The sequence below is a fragment of the Azovibrio restrictus DSM 23866 genome (genome assembly GCF_000429665.1).
Taxonomy (GTDB): domain Bacteria; phylum Pseudomonadota; class Gammaproteobacteria; order Burkholderiales; family Rhodocyclaceae; genus Azovibrio; species Azovibrio restrictus.
In genome coordinates this window covers 1-22,342 of the sequence record NZ_AUCH01000022.1, presented here as the reverse complement: position 1 = coordinate 22,342, position 22,342 = coordinate 1, and the positions used below count along the sequence as shown (strand labels likewise).

20 protein-coding genes are annotated in these 22,342 nt (G+C 66.1%); 7 read left to right on the top strand and 13 right to left on the bottom strand.

Translation table 11 applies throughout. From position 1 onward, the window contains the following. The first annotated feature begins 105 nt into the window (after positions 1-105). Positions 106-2,202: a methyl-accepting chemotaxis protein gene (locus tag G474_RS21305; RefSeq protein WP_051282378.1), complete on the top strand. Its 2,097-nt coding sequence runs from the start codon at positions 106-108 to the stop codon at positions 2,200-2,202. Next, positions 2,202-3,605, top strand: a complete 1,404-nt coding sequence (gene dacB / locus G474_RS21300; RefSeq protein WP_043464940.1) for a D-alanyl-D-alanine carboxypeptidase/D-alanyl-D-alanine endopeptidase — start codon at positions 2,202-2,204, stop codon at positions 3,603-3,605. The genes G474_RS21305 and dacB overlap by 1 nt, the downstream gene beginning before the upstream one ends. Here the strand turns inward: dacB and G474_RS0116430 are convergent. From G474_RS0116430 to G474_RS0116405, 6 genes are all read right to left on the bottom strand, one after another. Continuing rightward, positions 3,602-4,678 (bottom strand): HD-GYP domain-containing protein, encoded by a 1,077-nt coding sequence (locus tag G474_RS0116430; protein ID WP_084513814.1) that lies wholly within the window; start codon positions 4,676-4,678, stop codon positions 3,602-3,604. The two genes, dacB and G474_RS0116430, sit on opposite strands and share 4 nt — an antisense overlap. 88 nt (positions 4,679-4,766) lie before the next feature. Beyond that, positions 4,767-5,489, bottom strand: a complete 723-nt coding sequence (gene sfsA, locus G474_RS0116425) for a DNA/RNA nuclease SfsA (RefSeq protein WP_026687917.1) — start codon at positions 5,487-5,489, stop codon at positions 4,767-4,769. Between the two features lie 30 nt (positions 5,490-5,519). Then, positions 5,520-5,930 carry a DUF4870 family protein gene (locus G474_RS0116420; RefSeq protein ID WP_026687916.1) on the bottom strand — a complete coding sequence of 137 codons (411 nt, stop codon included), beginning with the start codon at positions 5,928-5,930 and terminating at the stop codon, positions 5,520-5,522. Between the two features lie 41 nt (positions 5,931-5,971). Next, positions 5,972-6,919 carry a phosphatidate cytidylyltransferase gene (locus G474_RS0116415; RefSeq protein WP_026687915.1) on the bottom strand — a complete coding sequence of 316 codons (948 nt, stop codon included), beginning with the start codon at positions 6,917-6,919 and terminating at the stop codon, positions 5,972-5,974. Positions 6,920-6,922: 3 nt separating this feature from the next. After that, positions 6,923-7,552 carry a lysophospholipid acyltransferase family protein gene (locus G474_RS0116410; RefSeq protein WP_051282377.1) on the bottom strand — a complete coding sequence of 210 codons (630 nt, stop codon included), beginning with the start codon at positions 7,550-7,552 and terminating at the stop codon, positions 6,923-6,925. 2 nt (positions 7,553-7,554) lie between these two features. Beyond that, positions 7,555-8,169, bottom strand: a complete 615-nt coding sequence (locus G474_RS0116405; RefSeq protein ID WP_026687913.1) for a CDP-alcohol phosphatidyltransferase family protein — start codon at positions 8,167-8,169, stop codon at positions 7,555-7,557. A 132-nt stretch (positions 8,170-8,301) separates the two neighbouring features. On the opposite strand from G474_RS0116405, the gene G474_RS0116400 reads away from it, so the two are divergent. Beyond that, entirely contained in the window at positions 8,302-8,550 is a 249-nt protein-coding gene (locus G474_RS0116400) for a hypothetical protein (RefSeq protein ID WP_026687912.1), read from the top strand. 3 nt (positions 8,551-8,553) lie between these two features. On the opposite strand, the gene ubiD is transcribed toward G474_RS0116400, so the two are convergent. Continuing rightward, positions 8,554-10,035 (bottom strand): 4-hydroxy-3-polyprenylbenzoate decarboxylase, encoded by a 1,482-nt coding sequence (gene ubiD, locus G474_RS0116395; RefSeq protein WP_026687911.1) that lies wholly within the window; start codon positions 10,033-10,035, stop codon positions 8,554-8,556. 126 nt (positions 10,036-10,161) lie between these two features. Between ubiD and G474_RS0116390 the strand changes: the two genes are divergently transcribed. Both G474_RS0116390 and G474_RS21295 read left to right on the top strand, forming a co-directional pair. Next, on the top strand, positions 10,162-11,439 hold the full coding sequence (locus tag G474_RS0116390) for a cyclic di-GMP phosphodiesterase (protein ID WP_026687910.1): 1,278 nt from the start codon (positions 10,162-10,164) through the stop codon (positions 11,437-11,439). Continuing rightward, positions 11,432-12,739 (top strand): GGDEF domain-containing phosphodiesterase, encoded by a 1,308-nt coding sequence (locus G474_RS21295; protein WP_051282376.1) that lies wholly within the window; start codon positions 11,432-11,434, stop codon positions 12,737-12,739. The genes G474_RS0116390 and G474_RS21295 overlap by 8 nt, the downstream gene beginning before the upstream one ends. Here G474_RS21295 and ubiA read toward each other — a convergent pair. From ubiA to G474_RS0116355, 6 genes are all read right to left on the bottom strand, one after another. Continuing rightward, on the bottom strand, positions 12,716-13,597 hold the full coding sequence (gene ubiA, locus G474_RS0116380) for a 4-hydroxybenzoate octaprenyltransferase (RefSeq protein ID WP_026687909.1): 882 nt from the start codon (positions 13,595-13,597) through the stop codon (positions 12,716-12,718). The genes G474_RS21295 and ubiA overlap by 24 nt on opposite strands. Before the next feature lie 31 nt (positions 13,598-13,628). Continuing rightward, positions 13,629-15,236: a methyl-accepting chemotaxis protein gene (locus G474_RS0116375; RefSeq protein WP_043464937.1), complete on the bottom strand. Its 1,608-nt coding sequence runs from the start codon at positions 15,234-15,236 to the stop codon at positions 13,629-13,631. Between the two features lie 219 nt (positions 15,237-15,455). After that, on the bottom strand, positions 15,456-16,799 hold the full coding sequence (locus tag G474_RS21290; protein WP_051282375.1) for an MFS transporter: 1,344 nt from the start codon (positions 16,797-16,799) through the stop codon (positions 15,456-15,458). Further along, on the bottom strand, positions 16,796-18,034 hold the full coding sequence (locus G474_RS0116365) for an amidohydrolase family protein (protein ID WP_026687907.1): 1,239 nt from the start codon (positions 18,032-18,034) through the stop codon (positions 16,796-16,798). Before G474_RS0116365 ends, G474_RS21290 begins: the two co-directional genes overlap by 4 nt. A gap of 1 nt (position 18,035) precedes the next feature. Next, entirely contained in the window at positions 18,036-20,219 is a 2,184-nt protein-coding gene (aas, locus tag G474_RS0116360; protein ID WP_245589388.1) for a bifunctional acyl-ACP--phospholipid O-acyltransferase/long-chain-fatty-acid--ACP ligase, read from the bottom strand. Positions 20,220-20,253: 34 nt separating this feature from the next. Next, entirely contained in the window at positions 20,254-20,565 is a 312-nt protein-coding gene (locus G474_RS0116355) for an ArsR/SmtB family transcription factor (protein WP_026687905.1), read from the bottom strand. Positions 20,566-21,199: 634 nt separating this feature from the next. Between G474_RS0116355 and G474_RS0116350 the strand changes: the two genes are divergently transcribed. Both G474_RS0116350 and G474_RS23970 read left to right on the top strand, forming a co-directional pair. Beyond that, positions 21,200-21,964: a Hachiman antiphage defense system protein HamA gene (locus tag G474_RS0116350; RefSeq protein WP_026687904.1), complete on the top strand. Its 765-nt coding sequence runs from the start codon at positions 21,200-21,202 to the stop codon at positions 21,962-21,964. Between the two features lie 164 nt (positions 21,965-22,128). After that, positions 22,129-22,342, top strand: a 214-nt coding sequence (locus G474_RS23970) for a hypothetical protein (RefSeq protein ID WP_211228074.1), incomplete at its 3' end; no start/stop codon positions are given.

Genomic DNA, 22,342 nt, shown 5'->3' with positions numbered 1-22,342 from the left:
GAGGGATCCATGGTATTGACGAAACTCCGGTTTGTCATCACTCTAACGAACTATTACTTTTTGCCGACCCCGGGCCCAGTATCGGCCTTCTTCTGGTGCAACAGCATGAAAACCAATCTTCCGGTCACCCAGCGCGAAGTCCCCTTCCCCGCCAGTACCTACCTGGTATCCCGCACCGACCTGAAGGGTGTCATCACCTATGTGAATGACGCCTTCGAAGAGATCAGCGGCTTTTCCCGCACCGAATTGCTGGGCCAGAGCCACAACATCGTGCGCCATCCAGACATGCCGCCCCAGGCCTTTGCCGACCTGTGGCACACGGTGAAATCGGGATTGCCCTGGCGGGGCCTGGTGAAGAACCGCTGCAAGAATGGCGACCATTACTGGGTCGAAGCCCTGGTGGTGCCGGTCAAGCAGAATGGCCAGACCACCGGCTACATGTCCGTGCGCACCCCGGTGAGCGCCGGCCGCATCCAGGAGGCCGAAGCCCTGTACGCCCGCCTCAAGGCCAGCGGCGCCCCCCTGCATACGGCCCGGGGCGGCTGGTTCGGCCGGCTTTCCCTGCGCGCCCGGCTGTGGGCGATGCTGGCGACCCTGATGGTGATGCTGCTGATCGGCAGCTTCATCGGCCTGGGAGGCATCTCCCATGTCAACAAGGAACTGAAGTACCTCTACCAGCACGAGCTGACGCCCTCCAACAAGATCAACCGGATCATGTTCCTGCTCGGGGACAACCGCTCCCAGGTCATGCTCGGCCTGCAGCACGATCCGGGCAACCCCAACTCCAAGCTCCACGACCACCCCCTGGCCCTGCACATCGACAACACCCTGAAGAACCGCCAGGAAATCAACTCCTTGCTGGACGAGCTCAAGGGCATCCCCATGAGCGCCGAGCAGCAGGCCCTGTTCGACAAGTTCGGCGCCTCCCGGGAGCGCTTCTCCAAGGAGGGGGTGAACCTGGCCCGGGAAGCCCTGGCGGCAGGCCAGTACCTGAAGGCCAACGAGATCCTGCTGCTCCAGATCAACCCGCTCTATGCCCAGATGCAGAAGGACGGGGACGCCCTGATCCAGTCCCTGGCCCGAGCCGCCACCCAGCGCTATGACGATGCCGAAACCAGTTACACCCGGGTACTGACCCTGGCCGTGGCCGGCACCCTGGGGGCCCTGCTGCTGGCAACCCTGGGCGGCTACCTGCTGATCCAGGCCATCGTCGTGCCCCTGCGCAAGGCCCTGAACCACTTCGAACAGATCGCCGAGGGCAAGCTCACCGAAGACATCGACGTCTCCGGCCGGGATGAAACGGGCATCCTGCTCTGCAACCTGGGGGCCATGCAGGCCCACCTGAAGGCGATGATGGACGAGATCAGCGCCGTGTCCCGGGACATCGAGAGCCGCAGCCGGCAGCTGGAAGGCCACATGGCCCAGGTGGCGGAACAGTCCATGCAGCAGCAGGACGCGGTCCAGAGCGTCGCCGCCGCCACCGAGGAATTCAGCCAGTCGGTGGCCGAGGTGGCCAGCAATGCCGAGGAAACCGCCACCGCCGCGCGCAACTCCCAGGACCTGGTGGAAGACAGCAACGGCAAGATCAACCAGAGCATGGTCGCCACCAGCAAGGTGGTGGAATCGGTGCAGGCTTCCAGCTCCACCATCCATGAACTGAGCGACTCGATCCAGAAAATCGGCGACATCACCCGGGTGATTCAGGAAATCGCCAGCCAGACCAACCTGCTCGCCTTGAACGCCGCCATCGAGGCGGCCCGGGCCGGGGAGCAGGGCCGGGGCTTTGCGGTGGTGGCCGACGAGGTCAGGAAACTGGCGGAACGGACCACCAGCTCCACCACCGACATCTCCACCATGGTCAATGAAATCCAGGCGGTGACCCAGACCGCCGTGACCGGCATGGAACAGGCCGCCCAGGAGGTGGATACCGGCGTCGGCATGTTGCGCGAAAGCGTTTCCGGCCTGGAAGGCATCACCAGCGCCAGCCAGCAGGTCTCGGGCATGGCCCAGCAGATTTCCGACGCGGCCCAGCAGCAGAACATCGCCAGCCAGGAGGTGGCCAGCAACATGGAACACATCACCGACCTGATCGAGCAGAACACCAGTTCCGCCCGGGAAGCCAAGAGCGCTGCCGATGAACTCTTGCAGACGGCCGGCCGTCTGGATACCCTGATCGCCCGCTTCCAACTCTACAAACGCTGATGCTCCGCTCCCTCCTGGGAGCCGCCCTGTTCTGCTGGGCCGGCTCCCTGCTGGCCCAGGCCCTCCCTGCCAGCGTCACGCAAGCCCTGGCTACCGCCCAGATTCCCCTCCAGTCCGTGGCCGTGGTGGTACAGCCCCTGGACAACACCGGACCGCCCCTGGTGCGTCACAACGCCCAGGCCCCGATGAATCCCGCCTCGGTGATGAAGCTCGTCACCACCTATGCCGCCCTGGAATTGCTGGGCCCCGCCGCCACCTGGCAGACCGGCGCCTGGGCCAGCGTCGAACCCGGCGCCGACGGCCGCCTGCCCGGCCCCCTCTACCTGAAGGGCAGCGGCGATCCGAAATTCGCCCTGGAAAGCTTCTGGGCCCTGCTGCGCCAATTGCAGGTGCGCGGCATACGCCAGATCGACGGGGACTTGATCCTGGACCGTTCGGTCTTCAACGTCCCGGCCCTGGACCCGGGGGCCTTCGACAACAAGCCCATGCGCGCCTACAACGTGGGCCCCGACGGGCTGCTGGTGGATTTCCGCGCCCTGCGCTTCACCCTGAAACCCGAAGGCAACGGGGTGCGGCTGTGGAGCGAGACGCCCAGCGAAGGCCTGCAGGTGGACGCCCGCCTCACGGCCGGCAACGGCCCCTGCAACGGCTGGCGGGACCGGCTGGAAGTGCGCCACAGCCCCGGGCGGCTGGAAATCAGCGGCCCCTATCCGGTGAGCTGCGGGGAGAAATCCCTGTACCTGGCCCCCCTGAGCGCCGACAGCCATGTGGAAGGCCTGTTCCGGGCCCTGTGGCGGGAGCTGGGCGGCAGCTTCAAGGGCCGGGTCCGCAGCGGCGTCCTGCCCCCCGAGGCCCGGCTGCTGGCCAGCCAGGAATCGCCTCCGGTGGCCGACATGGTCCGGGACGTGAACAAGTGGAGCAACAATGTCATGGCCCGCCAGCTGTTCCTGGCCCTGGGCAACGGGGATGGCAGCGGCGCCACAGAGGAAAAGGCTGCCCTGCGGCTGCGTGAATGGCTGCGGACGAAGCAGCTGGCCTTCCCGGAACTGGTGCTGGAAAACGGCTCCGGCCTTTCCCGCCGGGAGCGGATCAGCGCCGCCAGCCTGAACCAGCTGCTGGTATCCGCCTGGCAAAGCCCGGTGATGCCGGAGCTGATCGCCTCCCTGCCCATCACCGGCCTGGACGGCACCATGAAGAAACGCCTGAACGACACGGCCGCCACGGGCCGGGCCCACATCAAGACCGGTACCCTGGACGGGGTGAAGAGCGCCGCCGGCTATGCCCTGGACGCCCGGGGCCAGCGCTACGCGGTGACTTTCCTGATCAACCACCCCCGGGCCGGGGCCGGCCAGGAGGCCATGGATGCCCTGCTGCTTTGGGTCGCCCAGCGCCAGGGGGGCTAGCTCTCCTCTTTGCCCGCTTCCTCCAGGTCGGTGAGGGCGCCCCGCTCGTCGGCGTAGATGTCGCGGATGCGCAGCACTTCCGGCAGGGCCTGACGGAAGGCCTGCAGCAGCTCCGGATCGAAGTGGCGGCCGGCCTGGCCGTCCATGAAGGCAAGGGAGTCCTGGACGGAATAGGCTTTCTTGTAGGGCCGTTCCGAAACCAGGGCATCGAACACGTCGGCAATGGCCACGATGCGCCCCTCCAGGGGGATCGCCTCCCCGGCCAGCCCGTAGGGATAGCCGCTGCCATCCCATTTTTCATGGTGGGACAGGGCGATCACCCGGGCGGTCTCGAGCAGCTCGTTCTCGTGCTTGCCGATGATTTCCGCACCCATCACCGGATGCTGGCGCATGACGCGCCAGTCCGCCTCGTCCAGCTTGCCCGGCTTCAAGAGGATGGTGTCGGGAATGCCGATCTTGCCGATGTCGTGCATGGGTGCGGTGTTGAGGATGATGTCCGCCGCCTCGGGCCCCAGGCCGTAGGCCTCGGCAATCAGCCGCGCATAGTGGCTCATGCGCAGCACATGGTTGCCCGTCTCGTTGTCCTTGAATTCGGCGGCCCGCCCCAGGCGGCGGATGATCTGGCGCCGGGTCACCTGCAGCTCCCGGGTGCGCTGGCGCACCATGCGCTCCAACTCCCGGGACTGGTCGTAAAGGGCCAGGTGCGTGCGCACCCGGGCCCGGACGATGGGCGGGCTGATGGGCTTGGTGATGTAATCGACGGCCCCCAGCTCCAGCCCCAGCTCCTCGTCCGATTCGCCGTCCATGGCGGTGACGAAGATCACCGGGATGCGGCGCCGGTCGGGGTTGGCCTTGAGGCGGCGACAGACTTCCAGGCCGCTCATGCCGGGCATCATGATGTCGAGCAGGATCAGGTCCGGGGGCTCGGGGGAGCAGACGATCTGCAGGGCCTTCTCGCCACTGGCGGCAACCCGGACCCGGTATTCATCCTTGAGGATCTGGGCCAGCAGTTCCAGATTGTCCGGGGTGTCGTCGACGATCAGGATGTTCTGTTTGGGCAGCAGGGAGGTCACGGGTACGAACTCCGGAACAATGTATTTCCGTAGGATAAACGTTAAGCGAAACCCTGTGTGAGCCCCTCACCAGCCTTTCTGCAGCCTTTCAGCAGGAGACTGGCAGGAAGCGCTCCAGGGTGATGGCCGCCGGTGTCACCCGGGCCCCCAGGGCTGCCACCTGCACCCCCCGGGCCAGGGCCTGGCGCAGGGTCGCACCATAGACCGGGTCGATGTGGTCCGCCGGTCGCACTTCGCACACATCATCGCGCTGGACGCAGAACACCAGCAGGGCCCGGGCGCCCTGGGCCACCATGGCCGCCATTTCCTCCAGGTGCCGGGCGCCCCGTGCAGTCACCGCATCAGGAAAATACCCCCCCCCGCCGGCCACCGCCGCCGTGACGTTTTTCACCTCCACGTAGCAGGGCGGCAGCCCCGCCCCGGTGAGCAGCAGGTCGATGCGGGAGCTCTGCCCATACTTCACCTCCGGCCGGATTTCCTCGTAGCCCGCCAGCCCCGGCAAGCGGCCCGCCTCGATGGCTTCCCGCACCAGGGCATTGCTGCGCCCCGTGTGCAGCCCCACCAGCACCCCTTCCCGGCCGGCTCCATCGGCCAGGCCTGCTTCCACCAGCTCCCAGGTCCAGGCCAGCTTGCGCCGGGGATTGTCGCTGGCGGACAGCCACACCCGGCTGCCCGGACGCTTGCAGCCGAGCATGGAGCCGGTATTGGGACAATGGGCCGTCACCAGCCGCCCGTCAGCCAGCTCCACGTCGGCCAGAAAGCGTTGGTAGCGGCGCACCAGGCGCCCTTCGCTCAGGGGCGGCAGCTGCATTTCAGTGGCGAAAGACCAGAGAACCCGGCCTCAGGGCGCCGGCACCGGCAGGGGCTTGCGGTCCACCAGGGCCATCCAGCCCCGGATCACCCGGTACAGGACCCAGACCCCCGCCACCAGGATCACCAGGAAGGCCGCCGGAATGCCGATGATGGTGAGCGCCATGAGCCCCGCCAGGAGCACCCAGAACAGGGCGAACCAGAAGGTGCGCAGCTGCCAGCGGTAATGGCTGTCGAGCCAGGTGTCGCGTACCTCGCCCCGTTTGATGTAGTTGAGGATGACCGCGATGATGGAAGGCCAGCCAAACAGGAAGGCCCCGACGATGGTGGCCGAAGAGAGCACGCCGCTCAGGGCGGAAAAGGCATGCAGCCCGTACATGATGTGGGCCCAGGTGCGGGCGCCCTCCAGGGGATCGCTGCTGGAAACGGGGTAGTCCGGCATGGTTCGGGCCTCCAGATGGATTCAGGGAGGCCCCATTCTACTCAGGGCACCCACCAGAAGCGCACCAGATGGAAAAAGATGGGGGCCGAGAAGGCGATGGAATCCACCCGGTCGAGCATGCCCCCGTGCCCCTCGATCATGCTGCCCCAGTCCTTCAGCCCCCGGTCCCGCTTGATGGCGGAGAGCACGAAGCCGCCGAAGAAGCCGAGGATGTTGATGGTCAAGGCCAGCAGGGCCGCCTGCCAGGGGGCGAAGGGGGTGATCCACCACAGGGCGGCACCCACGGCCGTGGAGGTCAGCACCCCGCCCACCAGCCCCTCCAGGGTCTTGGAGGGGGAAATTTCCGGCGCCAGCTTGTGCCGCCCCAGGAGCTTGCCCCAGACATACTGGAACACGTCGCTGGACTGGACGGTGAGCACCAGGAACACGATCAGCTGCAGGTTGCGCCCCTCGAAACCGGGAATCTGCAGGGTCAGCAGGGCCGGCACATGGGACAGGCAGTAGACGCAGATCATCAGCCCCCACTGGACCTTGGCGGCCCGCTCCAGGAAGCGGGTGGTATCGGCCCCCAGGGTGGAGGAGATGGGCAGCAGCAGGAAGGCATAGACCGGAATCAGAATGCTGAACAGGCCATACCAGTCGATACCGATCAGGAAATACTGGAGCGGCAGGAAGAGGAAGAAGCTCCACACCAGGGCCCGGTGGTCGCCGCGCCGGGTGTAGGTGACCGAGATGAATTCCCGCAGGGCCTGGAAGGAGATGAAGGCAAACAGCAGGATCACCCCGGTCTTGCCGGCCCAGAAGGCCAGGCCCAGCAGGGCCACCATGCCCCACCAGGCCTTGATGCGGGCATTGAGGTTGGCGATGCCCGGACTGGGCTGGCCGGCGGGCTGGCGCCAGTGCAGCCAGGCGCCGATGGCGCTGGCCAGGGTCAGGAGACCGGCAACACCGGCGAAGATCAGCAGCAGGGTGGTCTGGGGATCGGGCATGGCTCAGTCGCTCGGCGGCGCAAGGCTCAGCAGGGCAGCGCTGCAGCGTTGCAGGAAATCGGCACGGCCCTCCCCGGGCTGCAGCACCAGGGGCGCCCCGAAACTCAAGGTGCACAGCAGAGGGATGGGCACCAGGCTGCCCTTGGGCATAGCCCGGCCCAGGTTTTCTATCCACACCGGGACGAACTCCACCTGGGGCTGGGCCTCGGCCAGGTGGTGCATGCCGCTCTTGAAGGGCAGCAGGCCATCTCCCAGGTTGCGGGTTCCCTCGGGAAACAGGATCAGGGACTCCCCCGCCGCCAGGGGGGCCGCCATGCAGGCGATGGGGTCGGCGTGGCGGCTCACCTTGCGGTTGATCAGCACGCCCCGGAACACCGCCTCGATCAGATAACGGCGCAGGGGGCCCTGGAGCCAGTAATCGGCCCCGGCCACGGGCCGGGTGCGGGCCCGCAGGGCGGGCGGCAGGCTGGCCCAGATGAGCAGGAAATCCCCGTGACTGCGATGGTTGGCGAAATACACCCGGGGCCGCAGGTCTGGACGGCAGCCCAGCCACAGGGCCCGGACCCCGGTGAGCAGCTTGGCAAAGCCGCATAGCAGGGCACCGACCCAGGCATCGAGCAGGCGGGGCGCCATGTTCAGCGGCCCCCGCTGGCCGCCAGGCCGCTGCGCAGGCGGTTGCGGATGTTGAGGAGCATCCCGGCGCAGGCGGCCGGCATCAGCCAGAAGGTCCAGTCCGGCAGGCTGCCGGCCAGTCCCAGCCAGAGCCCCAGGGCCCCGAACAGGAAGGCCCGGTCGCTCTTGCCCACGGGGCCGTCGTACTGGCGCGGCGCCCCCACCATGGGCCCCAGGGCGCCGGTCATCTCGGAGAGCAGGGCGAGGAAGATGACGCTGCCGATGCTGGCCCAGCCAAATGGCGCCACCAGGACGAAGGGCAGGTACAGGGCGGCATCGGCCACCACATCGGAAAGCTCGTTCAGATAGGCCCCCAGGGGCGTCTTCTGGCCGAATTCCCGGGCCAGCATGCCGTCGATGGCGTTCAGGGCCATGCGCAGGAACATCCACAGGGGCAGCAGCAGGAAGGCGCCCGGCCAGGCGGGTCCGGCCAGGAACAGCCCGGCCCCCAGGGCCAGGGAAAGCAGCATGGCCAGCAGGGTGACGGCATTGGCCGTGACCCCCAGGGCGGCCAAACGGGCCACCAGGGGGCGCAGCAATCCCTGGAAGGCCGGCTTGAGTTGATAGATTGTGAGCATGGTCGGCATGGGGGGATGGCAGGATGCCGGCGGATTATACCCAGAGCCGGCCCGGCTACCCGTCCTGCATCGGCATTCCCGCCCTGGCGGGGCTTCGGTTATGCTGGCCCTCCTTCATCCCGGAGACATCCCATGCGCCTGATCGCCCTCTTCGCCAGCCTGCTGTTCCTCGCCGCCTGCAGCAAACTGACCCTGGCCAATTACGACAAGCTCAAGGTGGGCATGAGTTTCGAGGAAGTGAGCGCCATCATCGGCAGCCCGGACAAATGCGACGAGACCCTGGGCATCAAGAGCTGCAGCTGGAGCCAGGGCGAAAGCCTGGTCACCGCCAACTTCGTGGGCAACCAGGCGGTCCTACTCAACGCCAGCAATCTCAAGTAAGCCTTACAACCCCAGTTCGCCCCACAGGGCATCCACCTTTTGCCTGACGGCGGCGTCCATGGCGATGGGGGTGCCCCATTCCCGGCTGGTTTCCCCAGGCCACTTGTTGGTGGCGTCCAGGCCCATCTTGGAGCCCAGGCCCGCCACCGGGCTGGCGAAATCCAGGTAATCGATGGGTGTGTTGTCCACCAGGGTAGTGTCCCGGGTGGCGTCCATGCGGGTGGTGAGGGCCCAGATCACTTCCTTCCAGTCACGGATGTTCACGTCCTCATCCACCACGATGATGAACTTGGTGTACATGAACTGGCGCAGGAAGCTCCAGATACCGAACATCACCCGCTTGGCGTGGCCCGGGTACTGCTTTTTGATGCTGACGATGGCCATCCGGTAGGAGCAGCCTTCCGGCGGCAGGTAGAAGTCGGTGATCTCCGGGTACTGCTTCTGCAGGAGCGGCACGAACACCTCGTTCAGGGCGACGCCGAGCATGGCTGGCTCATCGGGGGGCTTGCCGGTATAGGTGGAGTGGTAGATGGGATTCCGGCGCATGGTCATGCGCTCCACGGTGAACACCGGGAATTCCGCCTGTTCGTTGTAATAGCCGGTGTGGTCCCCATAGGGCCCCTCCAGGGCCGTCTCGCCGGGATGGATCACCCCCTCCAGGACGATCTCGGCCCGGGACGGCACCTGGAGCTCGTTACCCAGGCACTGGGTCAGCTCGGTGCGGGAGCCGCGCAGGAGGCCGGCAAACTGGTATTCGGAGAGGGTGTCGGGCACCGGCGTCACCGCTCCGAGGATGGTGGCCGGGTCGCAGCCCAGCACCACCGCCACCGGGAAGGGCTGGCCCGGATTCGCCTGGCAGTGGTCCCGGTAATCCAGGGCGCCGCCCCGGTGGGCGAGCCAGCGCATGATCACCTTGTTGGGCCCCAGCAGCTGCTGCCGGTAGATGCCCAGGTTCTGGCGCTTCTTGTAGGGTCCGCGGGTGACGGTCAGGCCCCAGGTGATCAGGGGCGCCACGTCCCCGGGCCAGCAGTGCTGGATGGGCAGGCGGGTGAGATCCACGTCCTTGCCTTCCCACACCACCTCCTGGCAGGGGGCGGAAGACACCTTTTTCGGCGCCATGGACAGCACCTGCTTCAGGAGCGGCAGCTTGTCCCAGGCCTCCTTCAAGCCCCGGGGCGGCTCCGGCTCCTTGAGGTAGGAGAGGGTACGGCCCACTTCCCGCAGGGCGGTCTGCCAGCCCTCGCCCCGCTCACCGCCGGCTCCCATGCCCATGGCGACCCGCTCGGGCGTGCCAAAGAGATTGGCCAGCACGGGAACTTCATGCCCGGTGGGTTGCTCGAAGAGCAGCGCCGGTCCTCCGGCGCGCAGCACCCGGTCGGCGATCTCGGTCATTTCCAGGCGGGGACTCACGGCCACGCCGATGCGCTTCAGTTCCCCCTGTTGTTCCAGTTGCGCGATGAAGTCGCGCAGATCGCGGTATTGCATGACGTGCTCCTTCCAGAAGCGGGCAACGATGCCCCAAGCGCCCTGCTTTTGCAATGACCAAAGCCATAAGGGCGGCGACGCCAGCAGCCAAACGGACTAAACTATGCCGATGGAAACAGGCACTCCATGAACACCATTCCCACCTCCGAACTGCAGATCGGCATGTACGTCAGCGAGCTTGACCGCCCCTGGCTCGGCACGCCCTTCCTGCTGCAGGGCTTCCTGATCGAGACCCAGGAGCAGCTCGACCAGCTCGCGGCCCTGTGCGAGACCGTGCAGGTGGACCCGGCCCACTCGGTGGGCGACTTTTTCGCCGCCCGCCGCCACGAGGTGCATCCCCATTTACGCAGGGCCGAGCCGCCGCTGGATTTCGTCGAGGTGGTGCGCCGCATCCGCCAGGTCCAGGGCAAGCGCCCGGCCCGGCCGCCCCGGGTGCACCCGGAGCAAAAACGCAGCCAGCTGGAAGAGGAGCTACTGTACTCGGCCCCCATCATCGAGGATATCCAGGCCAGCCTGGCCGCCCTGAGCGAGTGCATCCGCAGCGAACGGCCCCTGGACCTGGCCCATCTGGGCGAACAGGTGCGCCAGGTAGCCGAAGGGGTGGCCCGCAATCCGGAAGCCATCCTCTGGCTCACCCGCCTGAAAGGCACCGACAACTACAGCTACGACCACGCCCTGGATGTGTCGGTGCACCTGATGGTGTTTGCCCGCTTCCTGAGCCTGCCCAACCAGCAGGTGGAGTGCCTGGGCATGGCCGGCCTGATGCAGGATGTGGGCAAGACCCACCTGCCCCCGGAACTGCTGCGCAAACCCGATCCCCTGACCCCGGAGGAATACCACCTGGTCCAGTCCCATGTGGCCAGTTCCCTGGAGATCATGTTCAGCCAGCCGGGCCTGGACCCGGAATTCCTGGAAATCATCGCCCGCCACCACGAACGCATCGACGGCAGCGGCTACCCCCGCCAGCTGGCCGGGGAAACCATAGGTCTGGCGGCGGAGATGGCCGGGCTCATGGACACCTACTGCGCCATGATCCGGGACCGCCCCTACCTTCCCCCGGTCTCCAACCAGCGGGCCATGGCCGAGCTCGTCACCCTGCGCGGCCGGAAATTCCGGGCCGCCATCGTGGACCAGTTCATCCAGTGCCTGGGGCTCTACCCCATCGGCACCCTGGTGGAACTCAACAGCGGCGAAGTGGCCGTGGTGATCCAGCAGAACCAGGTACGGCGGCTGCAGCCCCGGGTGCTGATCCTGCTCGGGGCCGACAAGTCGGTGGAACGCTACCCCCGCACCATAGACCTGCTCATGGAACCCCTGACCCCCACCGGCGACAACTACCGGATCCAGCAGGCCCTGCCTGAAAACGCCTATGGCATCAATCCCCGGGACTTCTATCTTGCGTGAACCCCATTCCAACCCGGACCCGGGCACCGGCCTGCCCCGCCTGCGTCAGGCCCTGGCCCACCTGGCCCGCCTGCACCAGGGACCGCCGAACGAATGCCACGGCCTGGTGCTCCTGCAACTGCTGCCCAACCCTGCCCTGCTGCGCCTGACCCTGGAGGCGGAAACCCCCTTGCGCCAGGAGATCAGCCGCCGCCTGGGCGCCGCCCTGCGCCCCCAGGACCGGCTCTACAGCCTGGGCACCTGGGAATGGCTGGCCCTGCTGCCGCGCCTGCCCAGCCCGGCCCCGGTTTCCCTGGCCATGCTCAAGCTGCGGCGGGCCCTGCTGCAGCCGCCCCTGGAGAGCGGCGGCATCGAACTGGGCGCCGAAATCGCCTGCGGCGCCGCCTTCAGCCCCGACCAGGGCCACGACCCCCAGCACCTGATCCAGTCGGCCCGGATCGCCGCCCTGCACTCGGGCCAGTCCCACGACGGCACCCTGCTCTACCACCCGGACATGGAACAGGGGGATGCGCACCAGTCCTGCCTGGCCCGGGAGCTGCAGGAAGCCCTGGCGGAAAACCGGCTGCAGCTGTTTCTGCAGCCCCAGGTGGATATCGCCAGCGGCAGCTGCCACCACGCGGAAGCCCTGCTGCGCTGGCAGCGCCGGGACCTGGCCTGGGTGGAACCGCCCCAGATCATCGCCGCCCTGGAACGGGCCGGCCTGCGCCACGACTTCAACCGCTGGCTGTTCCAGCACGCGGCCCTGTACCTGGCCCAGCTCCGGGAGGCCGGCATCGACACCCGGATTTCCATCAACCTCACCGCCCATGACCTCCTGGACCCGGAACTGCCGGAGCTGCTGGGTCAGGCCCTGGCCACCTGGCGCCTGCCCTCCACCCAGCTGATCCTGGAAATCACCGAAACCGTGGCCGTGCGGGAGTCTGCCGAGGTGCTGGAAGTCCTGCACCGGCTGCGGGCCATGGACATCTGCCTGTCCATCGACGACTTCGGCACCGGCTACGCGGGCATGAGCTACCTGCAGCATCTGCCGGTCCAGGAAATCAAGGTGGATCAACGCTTCATCCTGCCCCTGGCGGAGTCCACCCGGGAACAGGAAATCACCCGGGCCGTGGTCGAACTGGCCCACCGGCTGGGCATGGAAGTGGTGGCAGAAGGGGTGGAAACCCCGGCAGTGCTGGAATGCCTGCGGCAGCTGGGCTGCGAACGGGCCCAGGGCCACCTGTTCAGCCCGCCCCTGCCCCTGGAGGAATTCCTCGCCTGGCAGCGGGCCCGGGCTTCAGAAGGGGCGCACGCCCCGTAGCAGGTAATCGAGGGCGATGCCGGCAAAGATGGCGGCCCCGACCCAGTTGTTGTGCCGGAAAGCCTTGAAGCAGCCCGGTCCCTGGCGCTCCCGGATCAGGGTGTAGTGGTAGCCGGCCAGGGCCACAGCCACCAGCATGCCCGCCAGGAACGGCCAGCCCAGGCCGGCCCCCAGGCCGACCCAGGCAATCAGGGCGAAGGCGGCGGCGTAGCAGAGCATCACCGCCAGCACATCGAAGCGCCCGAAGGTGATGGCCGAGGTCTTGATGCCGATCGTCAAGTCGTCGGGGCGGTCCACCATGGCGTACTCGGTGTCATAGGCCACAGCCCAGAACACGTTGGCCAGCAGCAGCACCCAGGCTTCGGGCGGCACCCGCTCCAGCTGGGCCGCATAGGCCATGGGAATGCCAAAGCCGAAGGCGATCCCCAGGTAGGCCTGGGGAATGGCAAAGAAGCGCTTGGTGAAGGGATAGGAGGCGGCAAGGAAAGCCGCCACCACGGCCAGGGCCAGGAGCAGGGGCGAGGCCAGGGGCAGGATCAGCAGCAAGGACACCAGGGTCAGCCCCGCCGCCAGCAGCAGGGCCTCCCGGGGACTGACCCGGCGCGCCGCCAGGGGCCGCTCCCGGGTGCGCTCCACATGGGGATCGAAGTCCTTGTCCGCATAGTCGTTGATGACGCAGCCGGCGGAGCGCATGAGCAGGGTGCCCAGGGCGAACACCCAGACCCAGACCCAGTCGGGCCGGCCCGCCGCCGACAGCCACAGGGCCCAGAGGGTGGGCCAGAGCAAGAGCAGGGTGCCGATGGGCTTGTCCAGCCGCATCAGCTTTTCGTACTCGTCGAGCCGATTCTTCAATGCCATCCAGTTCATGGGCGGCATTTTACTCCCTGGCTCAGATGTGGAAGTGGTTCACCGTCTCGCTCAGGTTGCGGGCCAGGCGCTGCAGGTCCTTGGCGGCGCCGGCGCTTTCCTGGACCGCCGCGGCGTTCTGCTCGCTGATCTGGGCGATCAGCTCCACCCGCTGGGCGATTTCGGTGCTGGCGGCGCTCTGTTCCCCCAGGGCCTCGCCGATCTCGTTGACCGCATACAGCACCTTTTCCGCGTAACCATGCAGGGCGGCAATGGTTTCCCCGGCCTGGGTCACTTCGCCGGATTCGGAACCCACCAGGCCGACACCGCTTTCCATGCGCTCCACCCCCTGCTGGATGCCGTTGCGCACCACATCCACCGTGGCCGCGATTTCCACCGTGGACTGGGCCGTACGCTCGGCCAGCTTCCTGACCTCGTCGGCCACCACCGCGAAACCGCGCCCCTGTTCCCCGGCCCGGGCCGCCTCGATGGCCGCGTTCAGGGCCAGCAGATTGGTCTGGTCGGCGATTTCCTTGATCACCCCGACGATGGCGGCGATCTTCTCGGATTCCCGCTCCAGGGTAGAGATCACCTGGGCCGACTCGGTCACCGATGCGGCCACCCGGCCCATGCCCTGCACCACCTGGGCCACCACCTCGTTACCCTTGCGCGACAGCTCGCCGGATTCCTGAGCATGGCTGCGGGCCTCTTCGGAATGGTCCCGCACCTGGGCAATGCCTACGGTCATTTCCTCCATGGCTGCCGCCACGGCGGACACCGCCTCGCTCTGGCTGGAAGAACGGTCCGCCACCTCCCCGGCCCGGCGGGTCAGCAGATCCGCCGCCGCTAGGAGGGAATCCGCATTCTGACGGATCTGCCCCACCATGGCAGCAAGCTGCCCCTGCATGGCCCCCATGGCCGCCATGACGCTGCCGCTGCGGGGGTTGTGGATCGCCAGGGTGAGATTCCCCGCCGCCACCTGTTCCGCCACCTGCTTCACCTCGGAGGGATCGGCCCCCAGCTGCTGCCCCACGGTGCCCAGCACCCGGGCCAGCAGCACCACGGCCAGCACCAGGCTGGTGAGCACCAGCGCGGCCACCAGAGCCTCGGAACGCTCGATGGCGGCCAGGCTCTCCTGCTTGCTGTGCTCGATCTCCTCCTTCATGAGCTTCATCTGGTCCATCAACTGGGTGCGGATCTGCCGCCACAGAGGGGTTTCCTTGCTGTTGATCAGCTGCACTGCCGCCGCCTGATCACCACTCTTGGCGATGTCCACCACCTGCCCCATGAGCTGGCGCCGCTCTTCGGCCAGCTTGTGCACCTCGGCCATCACTCCAGCCAGGGGGGTACCCGCCTGTACCAGGGTCATGGCCTGCTGGTAATGGCCGTCGAACTCCTCCAGGGCCTTGGCCAGATTGCCATGGCCGGTCTTGTTGGCCGGGTCCAGGGTGATGTTGCGCAAGGCCTGGCCGCTCTGCAGCCCCTGGGCGTACATGCCGACAATGGCCCGCTCCAGGGCCATGTCCACGTCCAGGTGCTGGATGAAGGTGTTCTTGGCCGTATGTAGACCGAACAGAGCCACCCCTGCCGCCACCAGGAAAAAGGCAAAGACCACGCTCATGGCCACGGTAATGCGGGTTTTCAGATTCATCAACAGCCTCCGGTTGGGCTAAAGCCCTTGTAATCGCGGTGCGGCATAAGCAAAACGTTATATCCGGAGAAGATGATAAACAGAAAAACCCTTTTACAGAAATATGTTTATGTCCCGCCGATCCCGGAACAGGACTACGGCACTTCCCTTTTTCCGCCACATGAGCTGCATGAAAAATGGCGCCAGAGGCGCCATTTTTCCCTACAGCCAGGACCCGAGCTACTCCCGGCGCAGGCGCAGCCAGACCAGGGCCCGCGTCAGGAACTCGGGCACCACGGTGAAGATGTAGGCCGCCACCAGGCCGTTGGCCAGGGCCGCCACCAGGAACAGGGTGGGGATGGTGCCGCCCTGATCGAGCAGGAGCGCTGCCGCCAGGGCCCCGACCACCATGAACAGGGCATTCATGATGTTGTTGGCGGCGATGATGCGGGCCCGGTAAGCCGGGTTGCTGCGCTGCTGCACCAGGGCATAGAGGGGCACGCAGTAGAGGCCGCCGCAGATGCCCAGGGCCAGCAGGTCCCCCAGCAGGCGCCAGGTGTTGCCGTCCTGCAGCAACTGCAGCAGGGGCAGGGGCGCCCCGGCCGGGGCCAGGCTCGGGGAAGCCCAGGCCAGGTCCAAGCCGAACAAGGTCATGCCCAGGGCGCCCAGGGGCACCAGGCCGGTTTCCACCCGATGCCGTGAAAGCTTCTCGCAGAGCAGGGAGCCGCCACCGATGCCGACGGAAAACACCGCCAGCAACAGGGTCACCATGCCCTCGCCGCCCCCCAGCACGGACTTGGTGTAGGCCGGGAACTGGGCCAGGAACAGGGCGCCATAGAGCCAGAACCAGGAAATGGCCAGGATGGAGAGATGGACGGAACGGTTTTCCCGGGCGTAACCGATGCAGCGCCAGCTTTCCGTCACCAGGTTGAAGTTCACCCGCAGCTCCGGCTCCGGGGCCGGCGCATGGGGAATGCCGCGGCTGGTGAGATAACCGAGCACGGCCACCGTCAGGCTGACCCCGGTGATCCACACGGTGCCCCCTTCCAGTCCGGCCAGCAGGCCGCCGGTCAGGGTGCCCAGGAGGATGGAGACAAAAGTCCCAGCTTCCACCAGGGCATTGCCCCCCACCAGTTCATCGGGACGCAGGTGCTGGGGCAGGATGGCGTACTTGATCGGGCCAAACAGGGTGGACTGGAAGCCCAGCAGGAACAGGGCGGCCAGGAGCAGCACCAGGCTTTCCAGGGCGAAACCCAGCCCCGCCAGGAGAATGATGACGATCTCCAGGAGCTTGGTGAGCCGGGCCAGCAGGGCCTTGTCGAACTTGTCCGCCAGTTGCCCGGCGGTGGCCGAGAACAGGAAGAAGGGCAGGATGAACAGCCCCGCCGCCAGATTAGCCAGCACCCCCGGGCTCAGGGTGGTCCAGGAGGCGGCTTGGAAGGTGAGCAGCACCACCAGGGCATTCTTGTAGACGTTGTCGTTGAAGGCGCCGAAGAACTGGGTGGCGAACAGGGGGCCGAAGCGGCGGCTGGCCAGCAGGGTGAACTGGGAATGCTCGCCGCTGTTGCGGGTAGGGTCGCTCATGAACGCTGCGCCTCGAAATGGGGTCGGGTGGCGAAGACCCGGGCCGGAAATGCCTGGCCCTGCCAGGACAGGGCCCGCTTCAGGGCCAGGTCGAAATAGAGGGGATTATGTTCCCGCAACAGTTCCAGATCCGCCACCGCTTCAGGCGGCAGCAGTCCCCCCGAGGCCAGGGCGGAGGGGGAGATCAGCGGCAGGATGCCGGGCAGGGGATAGTCGGAGCCGTTCAGGAGCCGTCCGTGCCAGTCCTGGCGCTGAAGCAGGGTCTTGATGACCTCCAGGTCCCGGTTGCGCAGGGTGATGGCGGAAATGTCCCCGGCCAGCAGTTCCTGCCAGGCGGGCTCGTCCATGAGCCGTGCAAAGAGCTGGAAGCTTTCCACCCGGCCGCCCCGGTCCAGGTCCTCGTCCTGCCCCATGGAAGCGCAATGGGCCACCACCACCCGCACCCCGGCTTCCAGGGCCCGGCGCAGACGCAGGGGATTGCCGTAGTGCTGGGTATCGGCGCCCTGCACCGCCTTTTCCTCGCCGCAGTGGGTGATCAGGGGCAGGCGGTGCCGGGCCAGGGCAGCGTAGAAGGCATCGCAACGGGGTGAAGCCGGGTCCATGTTCTGGGCCGCCGGCAGCCATTTGATCGCCTTCGCCCCCTGGGCTACGGCGGCGTCGAGCCGGTCCACCGCATCCGCCCGGTAGGGGTGGATGGAAGCCACCCACTCGAAGGCCTGGGGATGGGCGGCCGCCAGTTGCCGGGCGTAGTCGTCGGGCACGTAGAAGGCGCTCATTTCCGGCAGGGGCTGGCCCTCTGCGTCATGGAAATGGTCGAAGGCGAACAGCATCAGCTTCACCCCGGCCGGCATCGCCTCCACCAGGTTGAGCATGCGGTCCACGTAGCTGGCATCCACCCGCCCCGGGGCGTCGTGGGCGCAGCCGGCGTTCATGTAGAAGAGGCGCTGGGCGTACTGGAGGGGGCGCAAGGGGGTGGACAGCTGCGGCCCCACCAGGATGCCGCTGCCTCCGTCCCCGGTGCCGGCCAGGTGGGCATGGCAGTCCCAGACGTCGGCAGGATTCAGGTCCCGCCACACCCCGGTGAGCCAGGGACTTTCGCTCAAGCCCAGGGGCAGGGCCGCGCGGCAGGGGTTCACCAGACGCGGCCGGGCCAGGCTCCAGCCGGCCACGCCGGAAGCGGCGAGGATGCCCAGGCCCTGGAGGAAGCGGCGCCGGGAAACGGGTAGCGGGCTCATCTCAGACCTCCTCGGCCATGCGTTTCAGGGTGACGTAGTCGGTCTTGCCGGTCCCCAGCAGGGGCAGGGCCTCCAGGCGCACGATCTTGCGCGGGATGGCCAGCTCCGGCACGCCCAGCTCCCGGGCGCTGGCCTGCAGGGCCTCCCGGTTCAGGGCCGGATCGGTGGTAAACAGCACCAGGGCCTCCCCCTTGCTCGCGTCAGGCTGGCTGGAGGCGGCGTGCAGGCCGGCAGGCGACGCGGCCACGGCCAGCTTTTCCACCACTTCCAGGCTGACCATCTCGCCCGCCACCTTGGCGAAGCGCTTCACCCGGCCGACGATGCGCAGGAAGCCATCCCCATCCACCGTCACCACGTCGCCAGTCTCGTACCAGCCCGCGCCGATTTCCGACTCGGGCGGCAGCAGCACCCCGGGCTGGTCCGCCTTCAGGTAGCCGCTCATGACGTTGGGACCGCGCACGTGCAGGATGCCCCCTTCCGGGATGCCGGGTACCGGCAGCAGACGGTGCTCCAGCCCCGGCAGCAGCTGCCCCACGGTGCCGCTGCGATAGGCCATGGGCGTGTTCACCGCCAGCACCGGCGCGGTCTCGGTGGCGCCGTAGCCTTCGAAGATGCGCAGGCCGAACTTCTCGAACCAGAGGTTGCGCACCGTGTCGGAGAGCTTTTCGGCCCCGGCGATCACGTAGCGCAGGCGGTAGAAATCGTAGGGATGGGCAAACTTGGCATAGTTGCCCAGGAAGGTGCTGGTGCCGAACAGCACCGTGCAGCCCCGGTCGTAGGCCAGCTCGGGAATCACCCGGTAGTGCAGCGGCGAGGGGTAGAGGAACAGGTTGGCTCCCGACAGCACCGGCAGCAGGGTGCCCGCCGTGAGGCCGAAGGAGTGGAAGATGGGCAGGGCATTCAGCACCTTGTCCTCGATGGAGAAATCCACCACGGCGCGGATCTGGGCGATATTGGCCAGCAGCGCCCGGTGCGACAGCACCACCCCCTTGGGCTTGCCTTCGGAACCGGAGGTGAACAGCACCACCGCTGCGTCTTCGGGATTGCCGGAGTGCTCCACGCGGCGGGGAAACCACAGGGCCCAGGTCATGAGCCAGAGCTTGTCCGCCAGGGTCACCCGGGCGCGCAGGTCCTCCAGGTAGACCAGCTCCACCCCCTGCAGGGCCGCCAGCTTGTCGCCCAGCTTGGCCTGCTCCACGAAGGCCCGGGAAGTCACCAGGAGGCGGATTTCCGCCGCCGTGCAGGCGGCCTGCATGCCATCGGTACCGGCCGTGTAGTTGAGCATGGCCGGCACCCGCTTCAGGGCGGACAGGCCCAGGATCAGCCCCAGGGTGGGCGCCAGGTTGGGCAGCAGCAGCCCCACCCGCTCCCCCGGCCGGCTCTGGCGTCCCACCAGGCGGCCCAGGACCAGGGTCATCTTGAGCAGATCCTGGTAGGAATATTCCACCTGCTTGATGTCCTCCACCACCTTGCGCCGCCGGCCGTGGATGTCCATGGCGTCACAGAGGCTGGAATAGAGGGTCTGCTGGGGATGGGAGGCGAACAGCATTTCCTGCATCAGGCGGCGCAGCTCCTCCCCCGCCTTGCGCCGACGCAGCTTGGCCGTGGCCGCCTCGGGCATGGGCAGGCTGGTGGTGGGCAACACGGTCAGGGTGATGCGCGGCAGCAGGCGGCGCGGATGGGGATCGGCCAGCCGGGAAAAATAGCTGCGCGAAGGACCATCCAGGCGCACCGGCAACAGGGTCGCGCCGGTCTTGGCGGCCACGAAGGCCGGCCCCTCGTACACCTTCATCAGGCTGCCGGTAAGCGTCAGCCGCCCTTCAGGGAAGATCACCACCCGCCGCCCGGATTCGAGCAGGCGGATCACCTTCTTCATGGCCATGGGGCTGGCGGGGTCCACCGCCAGATGGTCGGAAAGCATCAGCACCAGGCGGAAGAAGGGATTCTTCACCACCCCCGTATGCACCACGAACACCGGGTCCTCGATGGGCAGGAACAGCCCCAGCAGCAGACCGTCCAGGAAGGACTCGTGGTTGGCCACCACCAGCAACCGCCCATCCGGCAGCGCGGCCCCCAGGCCGCGCACCCGGACCCGGAACAGGACCCGGGCCACCCCCCGGAGCAGTATGCGTAACAAGGATTTCATGGTTTCCCCTTCAATGGCGACGGCCTTCAGGCCTGTCATGATCAAGAATTTCGTTATGTAAGCGCAAAAAAAATCAGTGGTGCTGACGCAGGTAATCGAGCACGTTGCCCAGGGTCTGTTCCAGCCGGGCGCGGTTGATCCAGAACCACACCTCCTTGCCCACCTTCTCCGACTCCAGCACCTCCGCCTCCCGCAGGATTTTCAGGTGATGGGAAACCGTGGAGCGGGACAAGGTGGAAACCTCGGCAATCTGGCCCACATTGAGCCGCTCCCCCTTCTCGAACAGGAGCAGGATGCGCTGCCGATGCTCATCCCCCAGGGCCGTGAAAACCCGGGACATGGGCTGCCATTCAGGAGGGAGAGCACGGGTGTAGTCGGATTTCATGTCGATAATCTTAGTTATATCGACGCGTTCATGCAAGAGGTTTTTTGCACGGGGGTCTCGTCCGCAGCTTAAGTTGAGACTTTCGCAGCTTAGATTGAGATAGCAAACGGTTGTGCCACAATGATCTCCAGGATTTTTGTTACATAGCTTGGCGAAAAACCTTGAAGTCAGGAGATTTGAGTTTTTCGATCACGTTCCAGAAACACTTGTCGCCAGTACAATCTGAGCGCATTTAAGAACAGCACTTCACCTGTTGGGCGGCGGAGCAACTGCAGCTCACTGAGTGCTGCGGCCGTTAGGGGCAAATGTTGAATGCGAACTGCTCGGCCAAAGCGGTACGTCGACGTCGCGAGGATCTGATCGCAAATGTCCGCTAACGTGAGCCGATGCGCTTATCAGCTCCCGACCAAGAGCTAGCGTTCGCAAAGGGCGGCTTTCTGCCTACCTACATGCTGATACGCATTGCATCTGAACTGCAACGCTTAATCCGGATATCATGTAGCCAGTTATTGTTGTTCCCCTGAGCACCCCGTGCGCAGTGGCGTGAGGCCCGCCGTCACTGGCCATCCGCGCTGAGATAGCGATTGTTAGTCACGCCGGTGCAAGGGCATTCGATGGTTGGAGGATCTATCGCATGACGCGGTTCGCCGAATGGTGCGCGGAGGTCGTCGTTGGGTCCAGTGCGCCGCATAGCCACACGATGCTGACCGCAGATGCATCTAAATTCGATGCAGCAGTCGCCATCGTGGCAGATGTGGTGCCCGGGCATTTTTTGCCACCGAGCCGGCTGGCGGATATGTTCGCTCGCCTGCAGCGGCATGAAGTTGCTGAGTTGATTCAGAGCCGGCTACCGGAAAGCGCGCAGCTCAAGTCAGGCGATCTCGGCGAGGTGTTGTGCACCACTTTCGTCCGCGAGAAAACACCATTCACGCTGGGCATCAAACGTCTTCAGTTCAAAGACCACCGAAACATGTCGATGCGGGGCGACGACATGTTGGGCTTTAACTTGAACCGCGTGACCGGCAAGCTAACTGTACTCAAGGCAGAGTCCAAGAGCGGTGCAACCATGTCTGCTGCCACCGTCTCGAAGGCTCGAGAGGCGCTGTCTGGCTATGGCGAGTTGCCGTCACCTCATTCAATGGGATTTGTTGCCGACCGGCTGCTTGACCCTGCTGACAAGGCCCTGCGTGACGCAATCGACGATGCACAATTGAAGAAGTCGTTAAAGCCGAAGGACGTTACGCATATGTTGTTCGTCTTTACCGGCAACGACACCACCACGCTGTTGCAAACCAGCTTGAGCGGCTACACCGGGGCTGCGACACAGCACTATGTCGGGCTGCGGGTTCCTGAACATCAGAAGTTCATCAAAGCCGTTTTCGCGGCCGTGGGAGCCTAATGGCAACCACACTAGAGGAGCTTCGCTCAAACATCATATATGGACTCCCCCGGAAATCAAGGAAACTGAACGATAGGTTTGGCAGCTGGAAAGCGCATGCAGTCGTATATCCGGCATCTGGTGTGGGTTCTCTATGACCCGTGCCGACATGGAATCTGCTCACGGTGCGCCAATCGGTACAAGCGGCAGGCAAGCTGCCGGAAGAGTTATCGGCGTCAATCCGTGTCGGTGCGATCCGTTTAGCCATGATGGGCGATCAGTCTCAAAGCAAACGCGGGAGGGGAAACAACAGGAACATGGGGTTTCCTTTCAGCCGGCAATGGCAAAGGCGGTACGACTCAGTTTCTTTTCCTGACGTGGCTGCGGATGACCGTAGGG